This window comes from Streptomyces sp. NPDC030820, from assembly GCF_055572075.1.
The window spans coordinates 30,078-48,715 of sequence record NZ_JBVIEB010000014.1 but is presented as its reverse complement, the minus strand read 5'-3'; the positions used below and the strand labels follow the sequence as shown (position 1 = coordinate 48,715).

Below are 18,638 nucleotides of genomic sequence, written 5' to 3'. Positions count from 1 at the left end.
GCGAGCCGCCGCCGTCTCCGCACCCCGTCCGGAGACCAAGAGAGCCGCCCCATGTCGTCGATCGCCGTACCGGGCGCCGCCGTCGCGCCCCGCCGTGCCTGGCACACCGACCTGCCCGTCCTGCTCGTCGCCGTCTGCTGGGGCGCCAGCTATCTCGCGGCCAAGGACGTCACCACCGCCCGTACGGTCCTCGCGGTGCTGGTGCTGCGGTTCGCGCTCGCCGTGCCCGTCCTGGCCGTCGCCGGCCGCCGCGCACTGCGCGCGCTCACCGGCGCCCAGTGGCGCGGCGCGGCCCTGCTCGGCCTGATCCTCAGCGGGATCTTCCTGCTGGAGACGTACGGCGTGGTCCATACCTCGGCGACCAACGCCGGTCTGATCATCAGCCTCACCATGGTCTTCACCCCGCTCGCCGAGGCCGCCGTCACCCGCACCCGGCCCACCCCGGCCTTCCTCGGCGCCGCGCTGCTGTCGGTGCTCGGTGTCGTCCTGCTCACCCAGGGCGGTGGCTTCACCCGGCCGAGCACCGGCGATCTGCTGATGCTGCTCGCCGCGCTCGCCCGTACGCTGCACGTCCTCGTCATGTCCCGGCTCAGGGCCGTACAGGGCGCCGACGCGCTGCCCCTGACCACGGTCCAACTCGGCGCGTCCGTCGCCGTCTTCGCCCTGCTGTCGGCCGTCTCGGGCGGTCCGGTGCCCTGGGCGGTCGCGGCCGGGTTCACCGCCCGGGACTGGGCGGGGTTGTTGTTCCTGTCCGCGCTGTGCACGGTGTTCGCCTTCTTCGTGCAGATGTGGGCGGTCCGCCGTACCTCCCCGTCCCGGGTCGGTCTGCTGCTCGGCACCGAGCCGCTGTGGGCCGCCGCGGCAGGGATCGCGCTGGGCGGGGAACGGCTCGGCGCGCTCGCCCTGGCGGGCGGTGCGCTGGTGCTGGTGGGCACCGCGTGGGGCCGCAGGGCGACGGGGCGGGATGCCGCCGCCTAGCATCGGCGTCGCAGCCGCGCGGATCTCATTTGGTGAGTCTGCGGTATTTCAGGGCCCGCATGTTCACCGAGTCGATCGCACAGCGGGACCAGTCCAGTTCACCGCGGGAGCCGAGTTCGTCGAGCACCAGGCGATGGAGCTTCGCCCAGACCCCGGCCTTCGACCACTCGGCGAAGCGCCGGTGGGCTGTCGCTCCCGACGGCCCGAACGAGGTGGACGGCAGCTGCTGCCACGTGCAGCCCGACGTCGCCACGAACACGATCGCAGCCAGCACTTCCCGGTCACCATGTCGGCGCCGACCGCCACCCTGAGGCCGGACCGGCACCTCAGGCACCACTTCCTGGAACAGCTCCCACAGCTCGTCCGGCACCAGCCGCTCAACGATTCCCACGCCGGCAGGCTATCGAACCGGCCAAATGAGATGACCCCTTGGAGATCAACCGCCGTGCGCGAACAGGCCGCGCGGCCAAACAATCAAGAAGCGTCAAGCGTACGTCAGCGGGGATATCCCATGTCCGCCTACGGGAGCCGATCATTCCGCTCCCGGGGAGCTTTGGACTCCCTTTGTTTCTCAATCAACAATCAAGAACGGACATCGAGATTCTCAACAGGACCCCATGTCAGAGGTCTTGCATCGACTCGATCCTCCTGACAGTGTTCGATTGTCGGTTCTCGACATTGCGTCACGGGGGAGACTCGATGTGCTACGCCTTTCCGATTGCTCATGACCGCTTTGCCTTTCCTCGATCCGTGGTCCGCCGAGCTGCCTGATCATCCGGGGCTGGATGCGTTGTACGACAGCTGGTAGGTCCGCCGGGAGTTCGCTGGGGAGGAAGAGCGATGGACCAAATCCCTGCATCCACACAGAAGCCGATACAACGTCACTCACGGCGTCCGGACTTGTACCCCGGTGGACTCTTATCAGAGATCATCCAGGTACCGATAAGCCGAATCATGGTCGCGGGTTCACTCCGTGCGGGCGGGGTGGATCCACGGCACATCGATGCGCTTGCCGAAGTGTGCTCCGAACTCCCACCGATCGTGATCCACCGCAGGACGATGACCGTCATCGACGGCGTGCACCGGCTCAGGGCGGTGGAGAACAGCGGCGCCACGCACATACGTGCTGTGCTGTTCAACGGTGACGAGCGAGAAGCCTTCGTGCTCGCCGTCAAGCTGAACAGCAACCACGGACTGCCACTCTCCCTGGCCGACCGGAAGGCCGCGGCCCTCCACATGCTTGCCGACTTCCCGGAGTGGTCCAACCGGCGGCTGGCGGGGGTCGTCGGCCTGTCGGACAAGACCATCGCAGCGCTCAGGCGGCGGTCGGGTGCGGAACTTCCGCACCCGACCGCCGTGCGACTCGGCCGTGACGGGGTGGCCTACCCGCTTGCGGCGGCCGAGGGCCGCAGTCGCGCGCTGGTGTACCTCGCCGCGCATCCCGGCGCGTCCGCGCAGGAGGTGGCGCGCGCCGCGGGCATCTCGCTCACCACGGCAAAGGATGCGCGGAAGCGGGCGCGCGCTGCCCAAGGCGAACCGCAGACGACGATGCAGCCGGACGACGGGTCGGCCCAGGAGTGCGGAGCCGGTCACCCCGCGATCGAGCCGAATGACGGGTCGGTCAAGGAGTGCGGAGCCGGCCACCCGGCGATCGCGAAACGTCCCAGGGCGCACCCGGCGTGCGCCGACCTGTCACTGGCGGTCCAGCGGTTGCGGGCCGATCCCTCGCTTCGGTTCACCGAGGTGGGCCGGAAGCTGCTGCGGACACTCGACCCCTCGGCTACACAGCCGCACGACTGGGCGGCGATGGCCGGCAGCCTCCCGATGCACTGCGCGCCATTGATTGCCGAACTGGCTCGGCACCACGCCGAGAGCTGGCAGCTCCTGGCGGAATCGTTGACGGAACGGATTAATTCCCGAGAGACTGGCGCATAGGTTTTCGGCCGGTTCGGCACCTCCGGTTGATTCCGTCGATAGCGTCGTCCTACTTCTTCCAGTCCCTTCCGTTGAACGCCCGCGCAACTCATACGATGACTCTGACCAAGTCGAAGCGGGGGAACGTGACTTCGTACAGCCCAGACCGTGTTGGGCATGAGCAGTCGCCCGTGCCTCAACCCACTACTCGTAGCGATGCGTCATTACCGAGGATGCCCGCACATTGGTACAACTTCCTGGGAGATCTACCCGGCCCCATGCCCGAGGTCAGGGACTCCGGAAGCCCTTCCGCCGCGGAGATATCCGCGAAAGTCAGGCCACGAGCGCTCGTTGACCAGAACAGCCCGAACGAGCAATGGATTGCGATACCGGAACCGGTCGCGGAGCGGCTGCGGCAATGCGGCCGGCCGACACCGCTGCACCGGGCGCACCGGCTCGAGAAGCATCTCGGTACGGGCGCGAGGATCTACCTCAAGCGTGAAGACGTCCTTCCCAGCGGCAGCTTCAAGCTGAACACTGCGATAGCCCAGGCGTACTACGCGGCGGAGGAGGGGCGGACCACCCTCGTCACCGAGACCGGAGCCGGTCAATGGGGCATGAGTGTCGCGCTGGCGGCGAAGATGTTCGGTCTGCGGGCCGAGATCTTCATGGTGAGGTGCTCCCTCGAGCAAAAGCCCTACCGGCGTCACTACATGGAGCTCCTGGGGGCCAAGGTGCGGCCGTCGCCGTCGACCCACACGGCGATCGGACGAAAGATCCTGGGGGAGGTCCCGGGCCACCCCGGCAGCCTCGGCACCGCGATCAGCGACGCGATCGAGCATGCTCTGGGCAATCCCTCCGCCGCGTATCTCGCCGGCAGCGGGATGCCGCACGTCTACCTCCACCAGACGTTGCTCGGGCTGGAGGTCGCGCAGCAACTCAAGGAAACGCACGGCGAGGACCTCGGCGTCGAAGGGCGCGGCGACCACCTCATCGCGTGCTCGGGCGGCGGAAGCAATCTCTGCGGTCTCATCGGCCCTCACCTGCGGGCCAGAGCCGACGGAGCGTACCTTCGCTTCCTCGCCGCGGAATCCACCGCGGCGCCCCGGCTCACCCAGGGCGTCTACGAGTACGGCCGCACCGACCTGGGCGGATTCACGCCCGAGGTGCTGGGCTACACGATGGGGGAGAGCTTCATCCCACCGCCCAACCACGTCGGCGGCCTGCGCAACCATCACAGTTCCGCCCTGGTCAGCCTGCTGCGACGCGAGGGCGTCCTGGACGCCGTGGCCTTCGACCAGCGGACGGCGCTCGAGGCCGGCCGGCTACTGCTGCAGACCGAGGGCCTGTTGCTGGCCCCCGAGGCAAGTCACGCGGTCGCCGCGGCCCTGGACGTCGTGGCCAAGGCTGACGCGGAAAACCTCGAACCGGTGATCGTCGTCCTGGCCAGTGGCTCCGGCTTCCTCGATCTGCAGGGCTACAACGAAGTTCTGCTCGACGCGTAGCCACACCCCGCGTAGCCACACCCCGCGTAGCCGCACCACCATCTCACGGCATCTTCGCACCTTGCGATTGGGAAGCCCTATGCGCTTGGCGACATTTCAGCCCCAGCTCGGCGTTCATTGTGAGACGACCACCCTTCGGAACATGATCCACCATGCCGGCGTCGACATCTCCGAACCCATGTTGTTCGGCCTCGGCCAGGGAATCGACTTCCAATACTGGGATGCTCCCGATCCTGGTCGAAGCACGCCCATGCTCACCGGCCGGATCGGCCCTGCCCTGCTGTCCCGCAACGCCTGCTCGGCCCTTGGTGTGGACTTGCGCGAGTCGCAGGCGCCCGACCCGGAATCGGCTCGCACCGCGGCGGCGAAGCTGCTCGAAGCCGGACATGTCGTGGGAATGTCCGTCGACATCTTCTACCTCGACTACTTCTCCTCCCGAAGCCATTTCGCGTCGCACTACATCGCGCTGTACGGGCTCGACGACTCCCTCGCCTACGTGGTCGACACCGATCAGCAGGGTGGGGCGCAGACGCTTCCGGAGGCGTCGCTACGCCGGGCCCGCGATTCCGACGAGGGATTCATGCCGTCGCCGAATCTGCAGATGCACGTGGAGCAGCTGCCGGCGCGGCTGACCACCGGCACCGATGCCGTCCTGCGCGAGCAGATCTGGAAGGCCATCCGGCCGACCGCGGAGCGGATGATCGCCGACCGCGGACCGCGATTCGGCATCGGCGCCCTGCGGCGGGCCGCTTCCGAGATCGCCGAATGGTGCGACACGCTCACCTCCGCCGACGAGATGGTGCCGGGCGTCGGCCGCTTCTGGCGCTTCGCGGGAACCGGCGGAGCGAACTTCCGCAAGCTCTACCGCGAGTTCCTGCTCGAGGCGCGGCAGCGATGCGGCGACGCCGAACTCGACCCGTTCGTCGACGACTTCGGCGACGTCCAGCGGCAGTGGGACCAGGCGATCGAGATGCTGATGGCCTACCGCGGTGCGGACGACGGGCGAAGGCAGCTGGAAGCCGTCGCGGCCCGGCTGAACGCGATCGCCGACGCCGAACAGTCCATCTTCGAAAGGCTGCTCGTACCGGCCACCAAGCGGGCAGGTGAGTCCGCTTGACGACCACTCAGGTGAAGTCCGTCTGCCGCATGTGCCACGGCGGATGCGGCGCCATCGTCGAACTCGCGGACGGCGTCCCCACCGCCATCCACGGGGACCCGGACAACCCCACCAGCGAGGGCTACTTCTGCATCAAGGGCAAGGCGTCACTCGACCTGCTGCGCAGCCCGGAACGGCTGACGACGCCGCTGGTGCGGACCGGTCCGCGCGGCTCGGGGACGTTCGAGCCAGTCAGCTGGGAAGCCGCCCTCGACCGGATCGCCGGCGAACTCGCCGCGACCATCAGCCGGCACGGGCCCGAGTCCGTCGTCCTCGGCCAAGGGACCGACCGCAACTACCAGGAGTGGGTGTTCCGGCTCGCGAACGCGATCGGGACGCCGAACGTGGTCGGTCCGGCCCACGTGTGCTTCTACCCCCGCGTCATGGCCTCGATCACGACGTACGGCGGATTCACCTTCTGCGACTACGACGGCGATCCCGAGGTGGTCCTGCTCTGGGGCAGCAACAAGCCGAGCACCCACTCCGACGGAGTGATCGGTGTCAAGCTGCTGCGAGCCGTGGAACGGGGCAGCCGCGTCATCACCGTCGATCCGCGACGGACGCAGACCGCGGCCCGGTCCAGTCTGCATCTGGCCATCCAGCCGGGAACCGACTGCGCACTGGCACTCGGCATGATCAGGACGGTCATCGACGAGGGCTGGTACGACCACGATTTCGTCGCCGCGCACACCGCCGGATTCGACGAACTCGCCGAGCACGTACGGGCGTACGACCTCGAGCGGGTCGCCCGGATCACCGGCCTGGCACCCGAGCTCATCCACGAGGCGACCCGCTCCTACGCCCTCGCGTCACGCGCGTGCATCGAGGCCGGAACCGGTCTGTCGCAGAACGAGAACTCCTTCGACACGCACCGCGCGATCGCCATCCTCGCCGCGATCTGCGGAAACATCGACGCTCCCGGTGGGGACGTGATCTGGGACCCGATGCCGATCGAGGGCCGGCGTGCCTTTCCCCGCTCGGATCTGCTCCCCGAGGAGCAGGCGAAGAAGCGGATCGGCGGCGACAAGCACAAGATCCTGTCGATGTCCGGCTGGGTCGCGCCGGGAGACCTGCACGAGGCCATCGTGACCGGGTCGCCGTACCCGATCACCTCCATGGTGATCTTCGGCAGCAACATCCTTGCCTCGCACGAGAACACCGAGCTGGTCCGCAAGGCGATCGCCAAGCTGGACCTGGTCGTCGTGTGCGACCTGTTCATGACGCCGACCGCCCGGCACGCCGACGTGATTCTGCCGACCTCGAGCTGGCTCGAGCGGGACCAGATCGTCGAGTTCAACTCCTACATCGCGGCCCGGCAGAAGATCGCCACTGTCGACGGCTGCCGCTCGGACGAGGAGATCATTCTCGAACTCGCGAAGCGGCTCGGCCTGAGCCGGCACTTCTTCCCCTCGCTGGAAGCCGCTCTGGACGCCAAGCTGGCCGGCCTCGAACTCACCTGGGAACAGTTCAAGAAGATCGGCTACATCCGGAACGAAAAGCGATATCACAAGTATCGCGACCGCGGATTCGCCACCCGGTCCGGACGCGTGAACCTGATGAACAACGGGCTGCGCGCCATGGGCTACGAGCCGTTCCCGGCCTTCCGGCTTCCGCCGGAGGCGGACCCGGATCTGCCGTACGTCATGACCAGCGCCCATCCGCGCCAGTTCTACAACACCGAGTTCCACCAGCTGCCGACCACATCGCGCAGTCAGACGACGGCGCGGGTGATCGTCAATCCGAAAACCGCGGAGCGGGAAGGACTGACAGACGGTGAAGAGGTGGACCTTTTTTCGCGGGCCGGTGCGCGCGGGGTGCGCATGACGGTGAAAATCTCCGATTCCGTCGCACCGAACGTCGTGATGGCGGATGCCGGCTGGTGGTATCCGAGTGAGTCCTCGGTCGATGAGTCGCTCAGATCCTCCGTCAATCTCGTGACGAACAACGACCGTTCCGACGTGCATATGGGGAGCGCGACGATGAGAGGTGTAGCAGTGGGAATTCGGCGGCTGGAGCCCGGCCGTGGCTAGCGCGCGAGGCACTGTCGCCGCCCGCGTGCCGGAGACCGACGAAGGCCTGCAGGGCGACGAACTGGCCTTCAAGTACGACGAGATGCAACGCCACATCCGGGACAACGGCTGGCTCCAGGAGAAGGTCGACGACATCCTGCGGGCGGAGATCAACTCCGGGGAGGTCCTGGAGCTCGGATGCGGCCCGGGCTACCTCGGCCTGGAATGGATCGCCCAGGCCGATCGCTCCGCCCGGCTCGTCGGCCTCGACATCTCGCCGGCGATGCTCCGGCGGGCGAGCGCCAATGCGGACGGCTACGGCGTCACCGGGCGATGCACCTACGAATGCGGCACCGTGCTGGCGCTGCCGTTCGAGGACCAGCGCTTCGACCACGCCATCAGCGCCTCCTCGTTGCACGAATGGGCGGACCCGGTGACCGCCCTGTCGGAAATGCATCGCGTGCTCAGGCCGGGTGGACGGTATGTCATCTCCGATCTGCGCAGGGACGTCGACCGGACGACATTTCAGTTCATGAAGGCGAACATCGCGGCAGACATGCGCCCGGGTTTCCGGACCTCGATCCGGTCCTCGTACATCAAGAGCGAGGTCGAGGAAATCCTGAAAGGCACCGCGCTCGCGACGGCCACCGTGACGGAAGTGCAGATGGGAATTGTCATCGCGGGCAGGAAGGACGCGCCATGAATGCACTCGCGGGAAGGTTGCCGGCCATCACCGCCACGCGTGACGGGCGCTTCCCCGACCGTCCCGGATTCGGCCGCTCCTGGGAAGAGATCCTCGAGACGTCGAGCACATGGCAGGACCTCGACTGCGGGCAGTACCTGTCGGCGTGGTGCGGATACGCGCCGGACGACGTCGTCGAGAGGTTCGCCGGGGTCAATCACGTCGGCATCTACATGGGCGACTACGACAGTGACGACGAGGTGTTCGCCTGGAACGCCTACCTCGACGACCTCCGCGCCTCCGGTCGGATCGCCACCATCGAGATGGGGCCGTCGTACATCTCACCCCGGCAGTACGGCACGCCGGGATGGTGGAACTCGATCGTTCTCTCCGACGGACGTGCCATCGAGATGTTCGCCTGCCGCCGGTTCGGCCTGTGGGCGGAGCGTACCGCCGACGAGCGGGGACGGCTCATGTCGCATGTCGCCATCGGTGTGCGCACCGACGCCGACGTCCGCTACGTCCTGGAGGTCCTGGACCGGAGCGTCGACCACCTCGAAAACATCGCGTTCACCGAGGCGGACGAACTCGGCCACACCTACGGGCACCTGCGCAACAACGACAGCAGCTCCGTGCTCGAGATCGTGTACGAGTCGCCGCGCGGCGAGATGGGGCACAGCGATGGCAGTCATTGACATCTCGCCGTACTCAGGTGACCACTGCGAGTCCACCACGCTGCTCAACATGCTCCGCAACCATGGCATCGAGCTGAGCGAGCCGCTGATCTTCGGGCTGGGACAAGGCCTGTCGTTCCTGTACTGGCACTCCAAGCAGATGCCCAATCCCTTCCTCGCCGGCCGGGTCAAGCCGGACCACCTCATACGCAACGTGGCGGACACCCTCGCCCTCGAGTTGCAGACGCAGGAGACGGCGTCACCGGCGAAGGCCGAGGCCACCCTGCTCAAGGCCCTCGACGAGGGCGACGTGGTGGGACTCAAGCTCGACCGTTACCACCTCGACTACGCGCACGAGAACCACCACTTCGCCGCGCACTACGTCGCCTGCATCGGCTACGAGGACGACAGGTTCGTCCTCGTCGAGACGCGGTCACTCGGCGTTCAGTCGACATCGCGGGAAAGCCTGACGCGGGCCCGGTCAGCCAGGGGGCCGATGTGCTCACGCAGCCTGTCGGTCCGAGTGGACCCGCGCGGGTACGACGAGTCGATCCTCGCGAAGGCCTGCCGGTCCTCGATTCTGGCCACCGCGCAGGAGTTCCTGAACCCGCCGATCACCAACATGGGATTCAAAGGGATCGCGAAGACCGGCTCGCTCATGCCGGCATGGCGCGACCGGCTCGACCGTCCCGTCGAGGCGATGAGCACCGTCGGCACCAGCATGGAGGAAGGCGGCACGGGCGGCGGACTCTTCCGGACGCTGTGGGCGCAGTTCCTGGAAGAGGCGCACGAGCTGACCGGCGTCGAGGCCTACGACGAGCTCGCCGTCGAGTACCGCCGCATCTCCAAGCGCTGGACGGAAGTGGCGAACCTGCTGCGCGACGCCGACGACGCCAGTGCCCGGCGAGCACTCGACGAGGCGGCGTCGATCGTCAGCGGTCTCGCGGCCGACGAGCGTACGGCCATGATGCGGCTGGAGGAGGCGTCCCGATGACCACGCTCGCCCGGCCGGCCGGCCACGACCCGCGAAGCAGGCTGCACGACACCCTCCTCTCCCGCGTCGACATCGCGCGGAAGGTCGCCGCGGTGACGTCACTGGACCGGCAGGCGCTCGACGAGTGGGCGGCCGAAGCACTCGCCGCGACCGTGGAGCACGCGTGCCGCAACTCGCCGTTCTACGCCGACTTCGTTCCTGCCGATGTCGCCAGGGCGGTTGCGCAGGGCCGTCCGCACGCGTTCGAGGCCCTCCCCTTCACGACCCGTGAACACCTCTCCGCCGCCTACCCGCTTGGCATGCTCGCCGTGCCGCGGCGTGAGGTCATCCGATTCGACGAGAGTTCCGGCACCGGCAACGGACGCCCCATCGCGGCGTTCTTCACGATGGCGGACTGGCTGGAGAACAATCTCACCGTCGCCGGCCTGCTCGCCGCCGTGCTGGACGAGCGGGACGTCGCGGCCATCGCCGTCCCGTACGAGCTCGCCGGGGTGGGCCAGGACCTCGACCGCGCCATCGAGATCCTCGGGTGCACCATCGTGCCGCTCGGCGCGGCCTCACCGTCCTGCACTCCGGACCGGATGGTCGATGCCCTGCTGCGTTCGGGTGCGACCACACTGGTGTGCTCCGGAACGCGCGCCCTGTTCCTCGGCGAGATCGCCGGCCGCCGCGGCATCGACCCACGCCGCGACCTCGCGGTCTCGAAGATCCTCATGGCGGGGGAGGGCGCGTCGCGGGCCAAGAAGCGGCGCCTGGCCGATCAGTGGGACGCCGTGGCGTACTCGATGTTCGGCATGACCGAGACCAACACGCTGGCCATGTTCTGCCGGGACCGTGAGCTGCACCTGGTCGAGACGCGATCGTTCTTCGAGGTGGTGGATCCGGGATCCGGCGAGCGGCTGCCGGACGGCCGTGTCGGTGAGCTGGCCGTGACGACGCTGGCCAGCCGGGCCATGCCGCTGCTGCGCTACCGGACCGGTGACGTGTGCCAGATCGAGGCCGCGCCGTGCGGCTGTGGTTCCCCGTTGCGCCGGCTGCGCCACCGCGGCCGGATCGGTGACCGGATCCCGGTCGGTGACCGCTGGACCTCCCAACTGGAGATCGAGGACATCGTCCTGGGCGCCATGACCACCGCGCCGTACTACTTCGCCTTCGACGTCGACGGGGACGCCCTGGAGATCGCCCTGCCGCCGGCGAGCGGCGACGACGCGACCCGGACATCGATCGCGGCCGGTGTCCGTGACCGCCTCGGCGCGTCCACACGATTCCGCCGGCTGGACACCGACCGGTTCGAGACGGCGCTGCGCACCTCGGCCAAACCGACGATGCGCAACTTCAGCGCCTACGTGGGAGGGAGGGGCTGACGGTGAGGGTGGAACTGCCGCTTCCCACGCGCCTTCCGATCGAAGGCCGCTTCGAGATCGACGACACGTGCATCGACTGCAAGCTCTGCAACGACCTGGCGCCCGAGAACTTCGACGCAGACCTCGACAACGACGTCCACTACGTGTGCAAACAGCCCGAGACGCCCGACGAGCTGGAGCGGGTCCTCGACGCATTCGAATCCTGCCCCACCGAATCGATCCGGTACACAGCGGGGCCTACTGAGGAGTGATGGCGCAATGTCAAGCCTGGACGACCCGGCCATGGCCGACACGTGCGCCGGCCCGCGGCAGATGACCGAACTGGGGCCGGTGGCCGAGAGTTACGACCAACTGCACCGCATCGACCTGCTCGGCGAGGCGCGGGCCGCACGAGCGGTGCCGGAGGGCACGTACGACTCGACGGTGTGCGCGGTCTTCCAAGCGTCGGAGGTGTGCCTGCTCAACCTGGCCCGGCTGGCGGGCAGGACCCAGGCGCGCGTGCTGGCCGACGACATCCCGGCCGCCTCCCGGTATGTCCAGTGGGCCGTCGGGTTCCACCGGTTGCTGCGCAGGCTCGGCACCGTGATGTTCCACGCCCGCAGCGTCTTCGGATCCGGCGTGTCCGCCGGGACCTCGGCCCTGAGCATCTCGGAGTCCGCCGGTTACGCGGCCTACGTCGACGCGCTGCGGGGGCTGGAGGAGGCGGCCAGGGGCCCGCTGCTGGCCGGCGCACCCGAGGTGACCCGCTCCACCATCGCCACCAAGAGCATCGACGACGCGTTGTACCGCCTGCTGCACGGCATCCGGATCGGATGTCACGACGCGACCAAGTGGGAGAGCGACCTCACCGCCGTACCCATCGGGGTGAGCCGGAGCACCGACGAGCTGATCTCCGCCGAGACGCTGGCGCGAGCGGTCGCCGCGACCGAGCTGAACGCGGGCACCCTGCACGGCGAGTTCGTCGCCCTGCACCAGGTCCCGGAGATTCTCTGCGCCGAGGCGAACGACCACCTCGAGGTCGCCATCCGGGCGATCCGGGCATCGGCTCTGAGCCAGGCGGCGCAGCACCTGACGGCCTGCCGGTGGCTGCTCGATCCGGTGGTCGAGGCGCAGCGGGTGATGGCCGAGCACCTGGCGACCGGCGAGTACCACGAGTTCCGGACCAACCTGGGACCCGCGAGCGGCACGCACTCGCTGTCGATCAAGCAGCACATGTTCCGGGACCTGTTCAAGCACATGTGGAACGACCTCGAGGCCTGGCTGTGCTCGCTCGGCGGGTCCTCCCTCGAGGAGACCGTCCGGGACATCGACGCACGCCGACACGACGACCCGGAGGCATGGCTGCGGCACACCGTGGTCGACCAGGCGTTCCAACTGCACTCCGCCCACCAGCAGTGGCGGCATGAGCATCTGCACATGCCCCGCAACTGCCTCGGCAGTGGCGGCACCAAGTCCATGATCGGCATCCCGGACGGGCCGCAGGCGGTCTACAAGATGCGGGACGCGGCCAATGCCCAGCACTCTTTGGCCGCGATCCACCGGGCCCGCCGGACGAGCCTGGCCAACGCCGTGCCGGACTCACCACTGGCCAAGCTCATCACCGATCCCAGCTCGCTCGACTCCGAGCTGATGCGGATCGTGGGTGAGGCGACACGCGAGTACTTCCCCCAGGTGCAAGAGCAGAGCTATCAGCCGTTCCGATCCGGTGCGGCTGAGCGGAACCCGTAGGAGCGCGGACGGTGACCACCGCAGAACCCGACGCCTCTGACGGCGTCATGCCAACTGACGAGACAGCCCTTCTGCCCGGCTCCTCCGGCGGAGCCTGGCGAGGGCCGGAGTACGTGGCCAGCCTCAAGGACGAGCGGGAAGTCTGGTGCGACGGGCGCCGGGTCGACGTGACCGGCGACCCGAGCTTTCAGCCGATGCTCTCCACGCTGGCCGGCCTCTACGACGCCCAGCATCTGCCCGACCGGGCGGACGAGATGCTCTACCGGTCGGAGACTTCCGGCAACCTGGTCAGCCTGTCGTACCTGGCCCCGGCCGACCGGGACGAGCTCAGCCGCAAGTGGGTCAACTCCCGCCGGTGGGTGGAGTTCTCCTACGGCCAGCTCTCCCGGGTGCCCGACTTCATGTCGAACGTCGTGGTCGGCCTGTACGACTTCCGGTTCGAACTGGCCAAGGTCGACCCGCAGTTCGGGCACAATGCGGAGAACTACTACCGCTACTGCCGCGAGCACGACCTCACGCTGACCCACGGCCTGGGCGATCCGCAGATCGATCGTTCCTCGACCCCCGCCGACCGGCCGGAACTGGGGCTGAGGGTGGTGCGGCGCGGCGCCGACGGCATCGTCGTGCGGGGAGCCAAACAGATTGCCACCCTGGCGCCGTACGCCCACGAGGTGCTCATCTACCTCTCGCCCGCGAACTACCTGCGCGAAGACCCCAGCTACGTCTGCTGGTTCGCCACTCCGCTGGCGGCGCCGGGCCTTCGCGTCCTGTGCCGCCAGTCCTACGCCGACGGCTCCGGCGGCCTCTCCGCGCACTACGACGAGCAGGACGCCATGCTGGTGTTCGACGACGTGTTCATCCCGATGGACCGGGTCTTCCTGCTCGACGACTCCGATACGGCCGTCCGTGGCTTCGGCGAGCTGAACAAGTGGTCGCTCTACACCGGCCAACTGCGCTACTACCACCGGCTGCGCACCATGCTCGGCGTCGCGTCGCTGCTGGCCCAGGCGATCGGTGTCGACAAGTTCCGGCAGGTCACGGACCTTCTCGGCGAACTCACCTCGTACGTCGAGATCGTACGGCTCGGCCTGGCCGCCATCGACGCCGAGTGCCGCCCCACCCCCTCGGGTCTGCTCGCGCCCGGCTCGACGGCCGCGCTCGACGCCGTCGCCGGCGGCTTCTCCACGCGAGGCTCGGCGATCATCCGGCAGATCGGCGCGTCGGGTCTGATCATGCAGCCCTCGGAAGCCGATCTGGCGACGCCCGAACTGCGCACCGTGCTGGACACCTACATGTGCGGGCGCGAGATGCGGGTGGAGGAGAAGGCCCGGCTCTTCAGGCTCGCCGCCGATCTGGTCGTCGACCGTTTCGGGATGCGCCAGGAGCTCTACGAGACGTGGAACCGCGGTGATCCCGCCCGGGTCCGCTCGATGCTCTACGCCCGCTATCCCGACCTGCAGCGCTGCGAAACCCAGGCCCGAAAGCTGGCCGAAGGGCGGAACGACAACACATGAGTCTCGACAGCATTCGACTCGAGGGAGTCACGACGCACAACCTGAAGTCGCTCGACGTCTCCTTCCCCAAGGGGAAGCTTGTCGTCGCCGCGGGCGTCTCGGGATCGGGCAAGTCGTCCCTGGTCATCGACACCCTCTTCGAACACTCCAAGACGCTGTACCTGGGTGCCCTGTCCAGCAAGTCCCTCGACATGGGCGACGGCGACTACCAGTTCGACCGGATCGCGGGGACGCAGCCGCCGGTGGCCCTGCGCCAGCGCGACGGCGGCTACTCCAATCCCCGCTCGACCGTGGGGACCCTCACCGGCCTCGACGGGCTGTACCGGCTGCTGTTCGGCGCCGGCTCGCGGCCGGTCTGCCCGGCCTGTCTCGGCCCGACCGGCCCGGACCTGTTCTGCGACGACTGCGGCTGCTTCGCCGAACCACACTCCGCGAAGCACTTCAGCCCGAACCGCAAGGAAGGCAAGTGCCTTCAGTGTGACGGCATCGGCGAGCTCGTCGGCTTCTCGCTGGACAAGATCATCCCGGACCGGTCGAAGACGCTCACCGAGATCTGGGACGGCGCCGACCCCGGCACGTTCGCCGTGCCCAACGTGCGCAAGGCCTTCGAGGCGATGGCCGCGGACATCGGCCTGGACCTCGACCTGCCGTTCGAGAAGCTGAGCCCGGAGCAGACCGAGCGGGTGCTGCACGGCTCGGACACGATCTACACGCTCAAGATCCGCAAGGTCACCAACGACTTCCGCTTCGAGGGCATCCTGGACTTCCTGGAACGCGCCTACCGGAACGCGTCGTCGGCCGCCCGCAAGAACGCCTTCACCAACTACCTCGGCCGGGAGGTCTGCTCCGCGTGCAACGGAGGACGGCTGCGCCCCGAGTCGCTCAAGGCGACGGTGGCCGGGCACACCTTCCACGACTTCCAGAGCGACGAACTGTCGCGTTCCATCGGCCGGTTGCGCGACGCGCTCTCGACCGGCGACCTGCCGCCGCAGGTCCGCGAGCTCGCCTCCGCGATCGCCAAGCAGAGCGCGAACATCGAAGAGGTCGGCCTGGGCCACCTCCAGCTGCGGCGGCCGGTCACCACCCTCTCCGGTGGTGAACTGCAGCGGCTGCTGCTGGCGCAGCACCTGGCCAGTGACCTGACCGGGGTCATGTACGTCCTCGACGAACCGACCGCCGGTCTGCACGAGGCCGACACCGGGAAGATCCTCAACTCACTGCGGCGGCTGCGCGATCTCGGCAACACCGTCATCGTCATCGAGCACGACGAGTCGGTGATCCGTGCCGCCGACTGGATCGTCGAACTGGGGCCCGGGGCCGGAACCCGCGGCGGCGAGATCGTCTTCGAGGGCCGGTACGCCGACCTGCTGAACTCCGGTGACTCGCCCACGGCGACCGCGATGCTGTCGAACGGGCCGGCGCGGGCGAAGGCCGACCTCACCGGCGCACCCTGGCTCGAGGTACGCGGCATCACGCGCAACAACGTCGTGGACCTGACCGCGAAGTTCCCGCTCGGCGGGCTGACCTGCGTCTCCGGCGTGTCCGGCGCGGGCAAGAGCTCACTGGTGGCCGGCATCCACGACTCCGTCGCCCGGGCCATCGCCCAGCGGTCGACGGGCGCGGCGGCCGGCAGCACCGGCATCGACGGAGCCGAAGCGCTGGACGACGTCATCTACGTCGAGCAGCGCCCGATCGGCCGCTCGAGTCGGAGCACGCTCGCCACGTACATCGGCATCAGCGACCACGTCCGCGACGCCTTCGCCGCCAGCGCCGACGCGGCCGAACGCGGCCTCGGGCGTGCCGAGTTCAGCCCGAACGTCGTCGGCGGTCGGTGCGAGTCCTGCAAGGGACTCGGGCTGGCCGAGATCGAGATGACCCTGTTCAAGAGCGAGTTCATCGTCTGCCCCGAGTGCGACGGCCGCCGGTTCCAGGAGCACGTCCTCGAGGTACGGCTCCATGACAAGAACATCTACGACGTGCTGTCGATGACCGTCGAGGACGCACTCGCATGGTTCGACGCGAAGAGCTACCCCAAGGTCGTCCAGGCGCTCGGCGTGCTGGGCGAGTTCGGCCTGGGCTACCTGCAGCTCGGCTGCTCGACGACCACTCTCTCCGGTGGCGAGGCGCAGCGGCTCAACCTGGCCGGCGAGCTGCTCAAACAGCGCCGCAGCCGCACGCTGTTCATCTTCGACGAGCCGACGCGCGGCCTGCACGCAGCCGACATCCGCCATCTGCTGGCCCTGTTCGAGCGGTTGATCTCCACCGGCAACACCATCGTGGTCATCGAGCACAACGTGAAGGTGATCGCCCTCGCCGACTGGGTGATCGATCTCGGGCCCGGTGCGGGCCGTGACGGTGGCCGGGTGGTGCACAGCGGGACCCCGGAGGAACTCGCCGACAACCCGGCCAGCGTGACCGGCCGGTTCGTACGCCGGCTTCGCGACGAACCCGGCGCGATCACGCCCGCGCCCGACCCTGCCGGAGGCGGGCAGCCGAGTGCCGCGCCGGACCTCGGCGCCATCGGCGAACTTCTGCCGCGAGCCGTCACGGTGGTCGCCGGGACGGCGCCGCAGTCCGGGCAGAACGGGCCGTCGCCGTACGGACTGGTGATCGGCTCGCTCACCGTCGTCTCCGAGGAACTCGCCCTGATCGGCTTCCTGGTGCGCTCGCGCAGCAGCAGCTGGGTCGCCATCGCGGACACCGGCCGGTTCTGCGTCAACATCCTCGGCGAGGATCAGAAGGACCTCTCCGACGCGTTCTCGCAGGGCAGGCCGGACAGCCGCTTCGACACCCTCTCGTGGACGCCGTCCGCCAACGGCTGCCCCCGGCTCCCCGGCGCCGTCGGCACGATCGACTGCGCCGTGAAGTCGACCTACCAGATCGGCGACCACCAGTTCGTCCTGGCGAAGGTCCTCGACGTCGACATCGACGCCGGCACCGACCGCCGACCCCTGCTGCGCGCCGAACGGGACGACAGCGCTCTCGACGACCACGGGTGGCGCCGATTCGCCCGGGAAACGGAGGTCAGGTGACGACGACCACGCCCATCGCGACGCACTACGAGCAGTTCCTGGAACTGCTCACCCGCGATACCGGCGACACGGCGGACGGCCGCGGCGCGGCCCACGCGCGGTACGGCGAACGGGTCGACTCCTCGGGCGGAGCACAGGCGATCGTGATGACCCGCGACGAGTGGATCCGGAATCAGATCGACCTGGCGCTGGCGCTGGGCCGGCTGCTGACCGAGGACGACGTCGTGGTCTCGGCCGTACCGTACGAACTGTCCTTCGTCGGCGCCGAGATGGACCGCGTGATCGAGATGGTCGGCGCCTCGGTGATCAGCGTCGGGACGAGCGGGACCATCTGCCCGATGGAGCGGCTGCTCGGGCTGATCGAGCAGTACGAGGTGACGGCCCTGGTGTGCTCGCCGAGCTTCGCCGCGGAGCTGGCGAGCCGCGCGGTCTCGCTCGGGCAGCGGCCGGAGCACTCGGCGATCCGGACCATCATCTGCGCGGGGGAGGCCTGCTCCACCGAGCGCCTCGACCGCATCGGCGCCGCCTGGTCGGCGAAGACCTCCGCCCTCTACGGGACGCCGTCGACGCCGACGGCGGCCGTCGCCTGCGAGTACGGCGCACTGCACCTGTGCGAGGACCGGCTACGGGCGGAGGTCCGTGGCGGTCAGCGCGGCGAGCTGCTCCTGGAGGGCTCACCGACCGGCGAACTCGTCGAGCTGTGGCCGGCGGACCGCAGATGTCACTGCGGTGCCGCGAGCCGGGTCCTGGTCCCGCTCGGGAGCGTGGCCGCGGCGCTACCCGGACCGGACGCCCCGATCTCGGCGGTGGACGTGGAGCGGATCGTGTTCGGCCACGCCGGGCTCGCGCCGCACTTCGCCTGCGACGTCCGGGACGGCACATTCCATGTGACCTGCGCCGTGGCCGACCCGGAATCGGTCGCCGACGGCGCCATGCAGCGGTTGATCCGCAGCGAGATCGGCGAGGCGCTCGGCGTCGAGGCCGAGGTCACGATCGTCGACGCGAAGGACTGGAGTACCGCCACGTCATGACCTGCACCCGGCCGCGGCGAGCCGTCGCGGTGGCCGACCCACCGGTGGCATCTCGAG

The 18,638-nt window shown here is 68.6% G+C and carries 14 protein-coding genes and 1 pseudogene; 14 read left to right on the top strand and 1 reads right to left on the bottom strand.

Going from position 1 to position 18,638, the window contains the following annotated elements; all coding sequences use genetic code 11:
* The first annotated feature begins 51 nt into the window (after positions 1 to 51).
* Complete coding sequence (locus tag ACZ418_RS32865; RefSeq protein WP_468370407.1) at positions 52 to 978, top strand: DMT family transporter; 927 nt, start codon at positions 52 to 54, stop codon at positions 976 to 978.
* A 46-nt stretch (positions 979 to 1,024) separates the two neighbouring features.
* Here the strand turns inward: ACZ418_RS32865 and ACZ418_RS32860 are convergent.
* Positions 1,025 to 1,369: pseudogene (locus tag ACZ418_RS32860) on the bottom strand (transposase); the annotation flags it as partial.
* Positions 1,370 to 2,037: 668 nt separating this feature from the next.
* On the opposite strand from ACZ418_RS32860, the gene ACZ418_RS32855 reads away from it, so the two are divergent.
* The 13 genes from ACZ418_RS32855 to ACZ418_RS32795 all read left to right on the top strand — a co-directional run bounded on the left by ACZ418_RS32855 (position 2,038) and on the right by ACZ418_RS32795 (position 18,581).
* A complete protein-coding gene (locus ACZ418_RS32855) occupies positions 2,038 to 2,913 on the top strand; it encodes a transcriptional regulator (protein ID WP_468370405.1) in 876 nt (291 codons plus the stop codon).
* Positions 2,914 to 3,083: 170 nt separating this feature from the next.
* On the top strand, positions 3,084 to 4,397 hold the full coding sequence (locus ACZ418_RS32850; protein WP_468370741.1) for a TrpB-like pyridoxal phosphate-dependent enzyme: 1,314 nt from the start codon (positions 3,084 to 3,086) through the stop codon (positions 4,395 to 4,397).
* A gap of 79 nt (positions 4,398 to 4,476) precedes the next feature.
* Entirely contained in the window at positions 4,477 to 5,514 is a 1,038-nt protein-coding gene (locus tag ACZ418_RS32845) for a BtrH N-terminal domain-containing protein (protein WP_468370739.1), read from the top strand.
* The gene (locus tag ACZ418_RS32840) at positions 5,511 to 7,583 is read left to right on the top strand and encodes a molybdopterin-containing oxidoreductase family protein (RefSeq protein WP_468370402.1); all 2,073 of its coding nucleotides are present in this window, start codon (positions 5,511 to 5,513) and stop codon (positions 7,581 to 7,583) included. Before ACZ418_RS32845 ends, ACZ418_RS32840 begins: the two co-directional genes overlap by 4 nt.
* 25 nt (positions 7,584 to 7,608) lie before the next feature.
* Positions 7,609 to 8,265, top strand: coding sequence for a class I SAM-dependent methyltransferase (locus ACZ418_RS32835; protein ID WP_468370399.1), 657 nt, complete (start codon positions 7,609 to 7,611; stop codon positions 8,263 to 8,265).
* Positions 8,262 to 8,939, top strand: coding sequence for a hypothetical protein (locus ACZ418_RS32830; RefSeq protein ID WP_468370397.1), 678 nt, complete (start codon positions 8,262 to 8,264; stop codon positions 8,937 to 8,939). Before ACZ418_RS32835 ends, ACZ418_RS32830 begins: the two co-directional genes overlap by 4 nt.
* Positions 8,926 to 9,912, top strand: coding sequence for a BtrH N-terminal domain-containing protein (locus ACZ418_RS32825; protein WP_468370395.1), 987 nt, complete (start codon positions 8,926 to 8,928; stop codon positions 9,910 to 9,912). The genes ACZ418_RS32830 and ACZ418_RS32825 overlap by 14 nt, the downstream gene beginning before the upstream one ends.
* Positions 9,909 to 11,276, top strand: coding sequence for a phenylacetate--CoA ligase family protein (locus tag ACZ418_RS32820; protein WP_468370393.1), 1,368 nt, complete (start codon positions 9,909 to 9,911; stop codon positions 11,274 to 11,276). The genes ACZ418_RS32825 and ACZ418_RS32820 overlap by 4 nt, the downstream gene beginning before the upstream one ends.
* A 2-nt stretch (positions 11,277 to 11,278) precedes the next feature.
* A complete protein-coding gene (locus tag ACZ418_RS32815; RefSeq protein WP_450986577.1) occupies positions 11,279 to 11,527 on the top strand; it encodes a ferredoxin in 249 nt (82 codons plus the stop codon).
* A 7-nt stretch (positions 11,528 to 11,534) separates the two neighbouring features.
* Positions 11,535 to 13,004, top strand: a complete 1,470-nt coding sequence (locus ACZ418_RS32810; RefSeq protein ID WP_468370390.1) for a tryptophan 2,3-dioxygenase — start codon at positions 11,535 to 11,537, stop codon at positions 13,002 to 13,004.
* Between the two features lie 11 nt (positions 13,005 to 13,015).
* A complete protein-coding gene (locus ACZ418_RS32805) occupies positions 13,016 to 14,518 on the top strand; it encodes a 4-hydroxyphenylacetate 3-hydroxylase N-terminal domain-containing protein (RefSeq protein WP_468370388.1) in 1,503 nt (500 codons plus the stop codon).
* Positions 14,515 to 17,550, top strand: a complete 3,036-nt coding sequence (locus ACZ418_RS32800; protein ID WP_468370385.1) for a flavin reductase — start codon at positions 14,515 to 14,517, stop codon at positions 17,548 to 17,550. Before ACZ418_RS32805 ends, ACZ418_RS32800 begins: the two co-directional genes overlap by 4 nt.
* Positions 17,547 to 18,581 (top strand): phenylacetate--CoA ligase family protein, encoded by a 1,035-nt coding sequence (locus tag ACZ418_RS32795; RefSeq protein ID WP_468370382.1) that lies wholly within the window; start codon positions 17,547 to 17,549, stop codon positions 18,579 to 18,581. Before ACZ418_RS32800 ends, ACZ418_RS32795 begins: the two co-directional genes overlap by 4 nt.
* Positions 18,582 to 18,638: the final 57 nt, after the last annotated feature.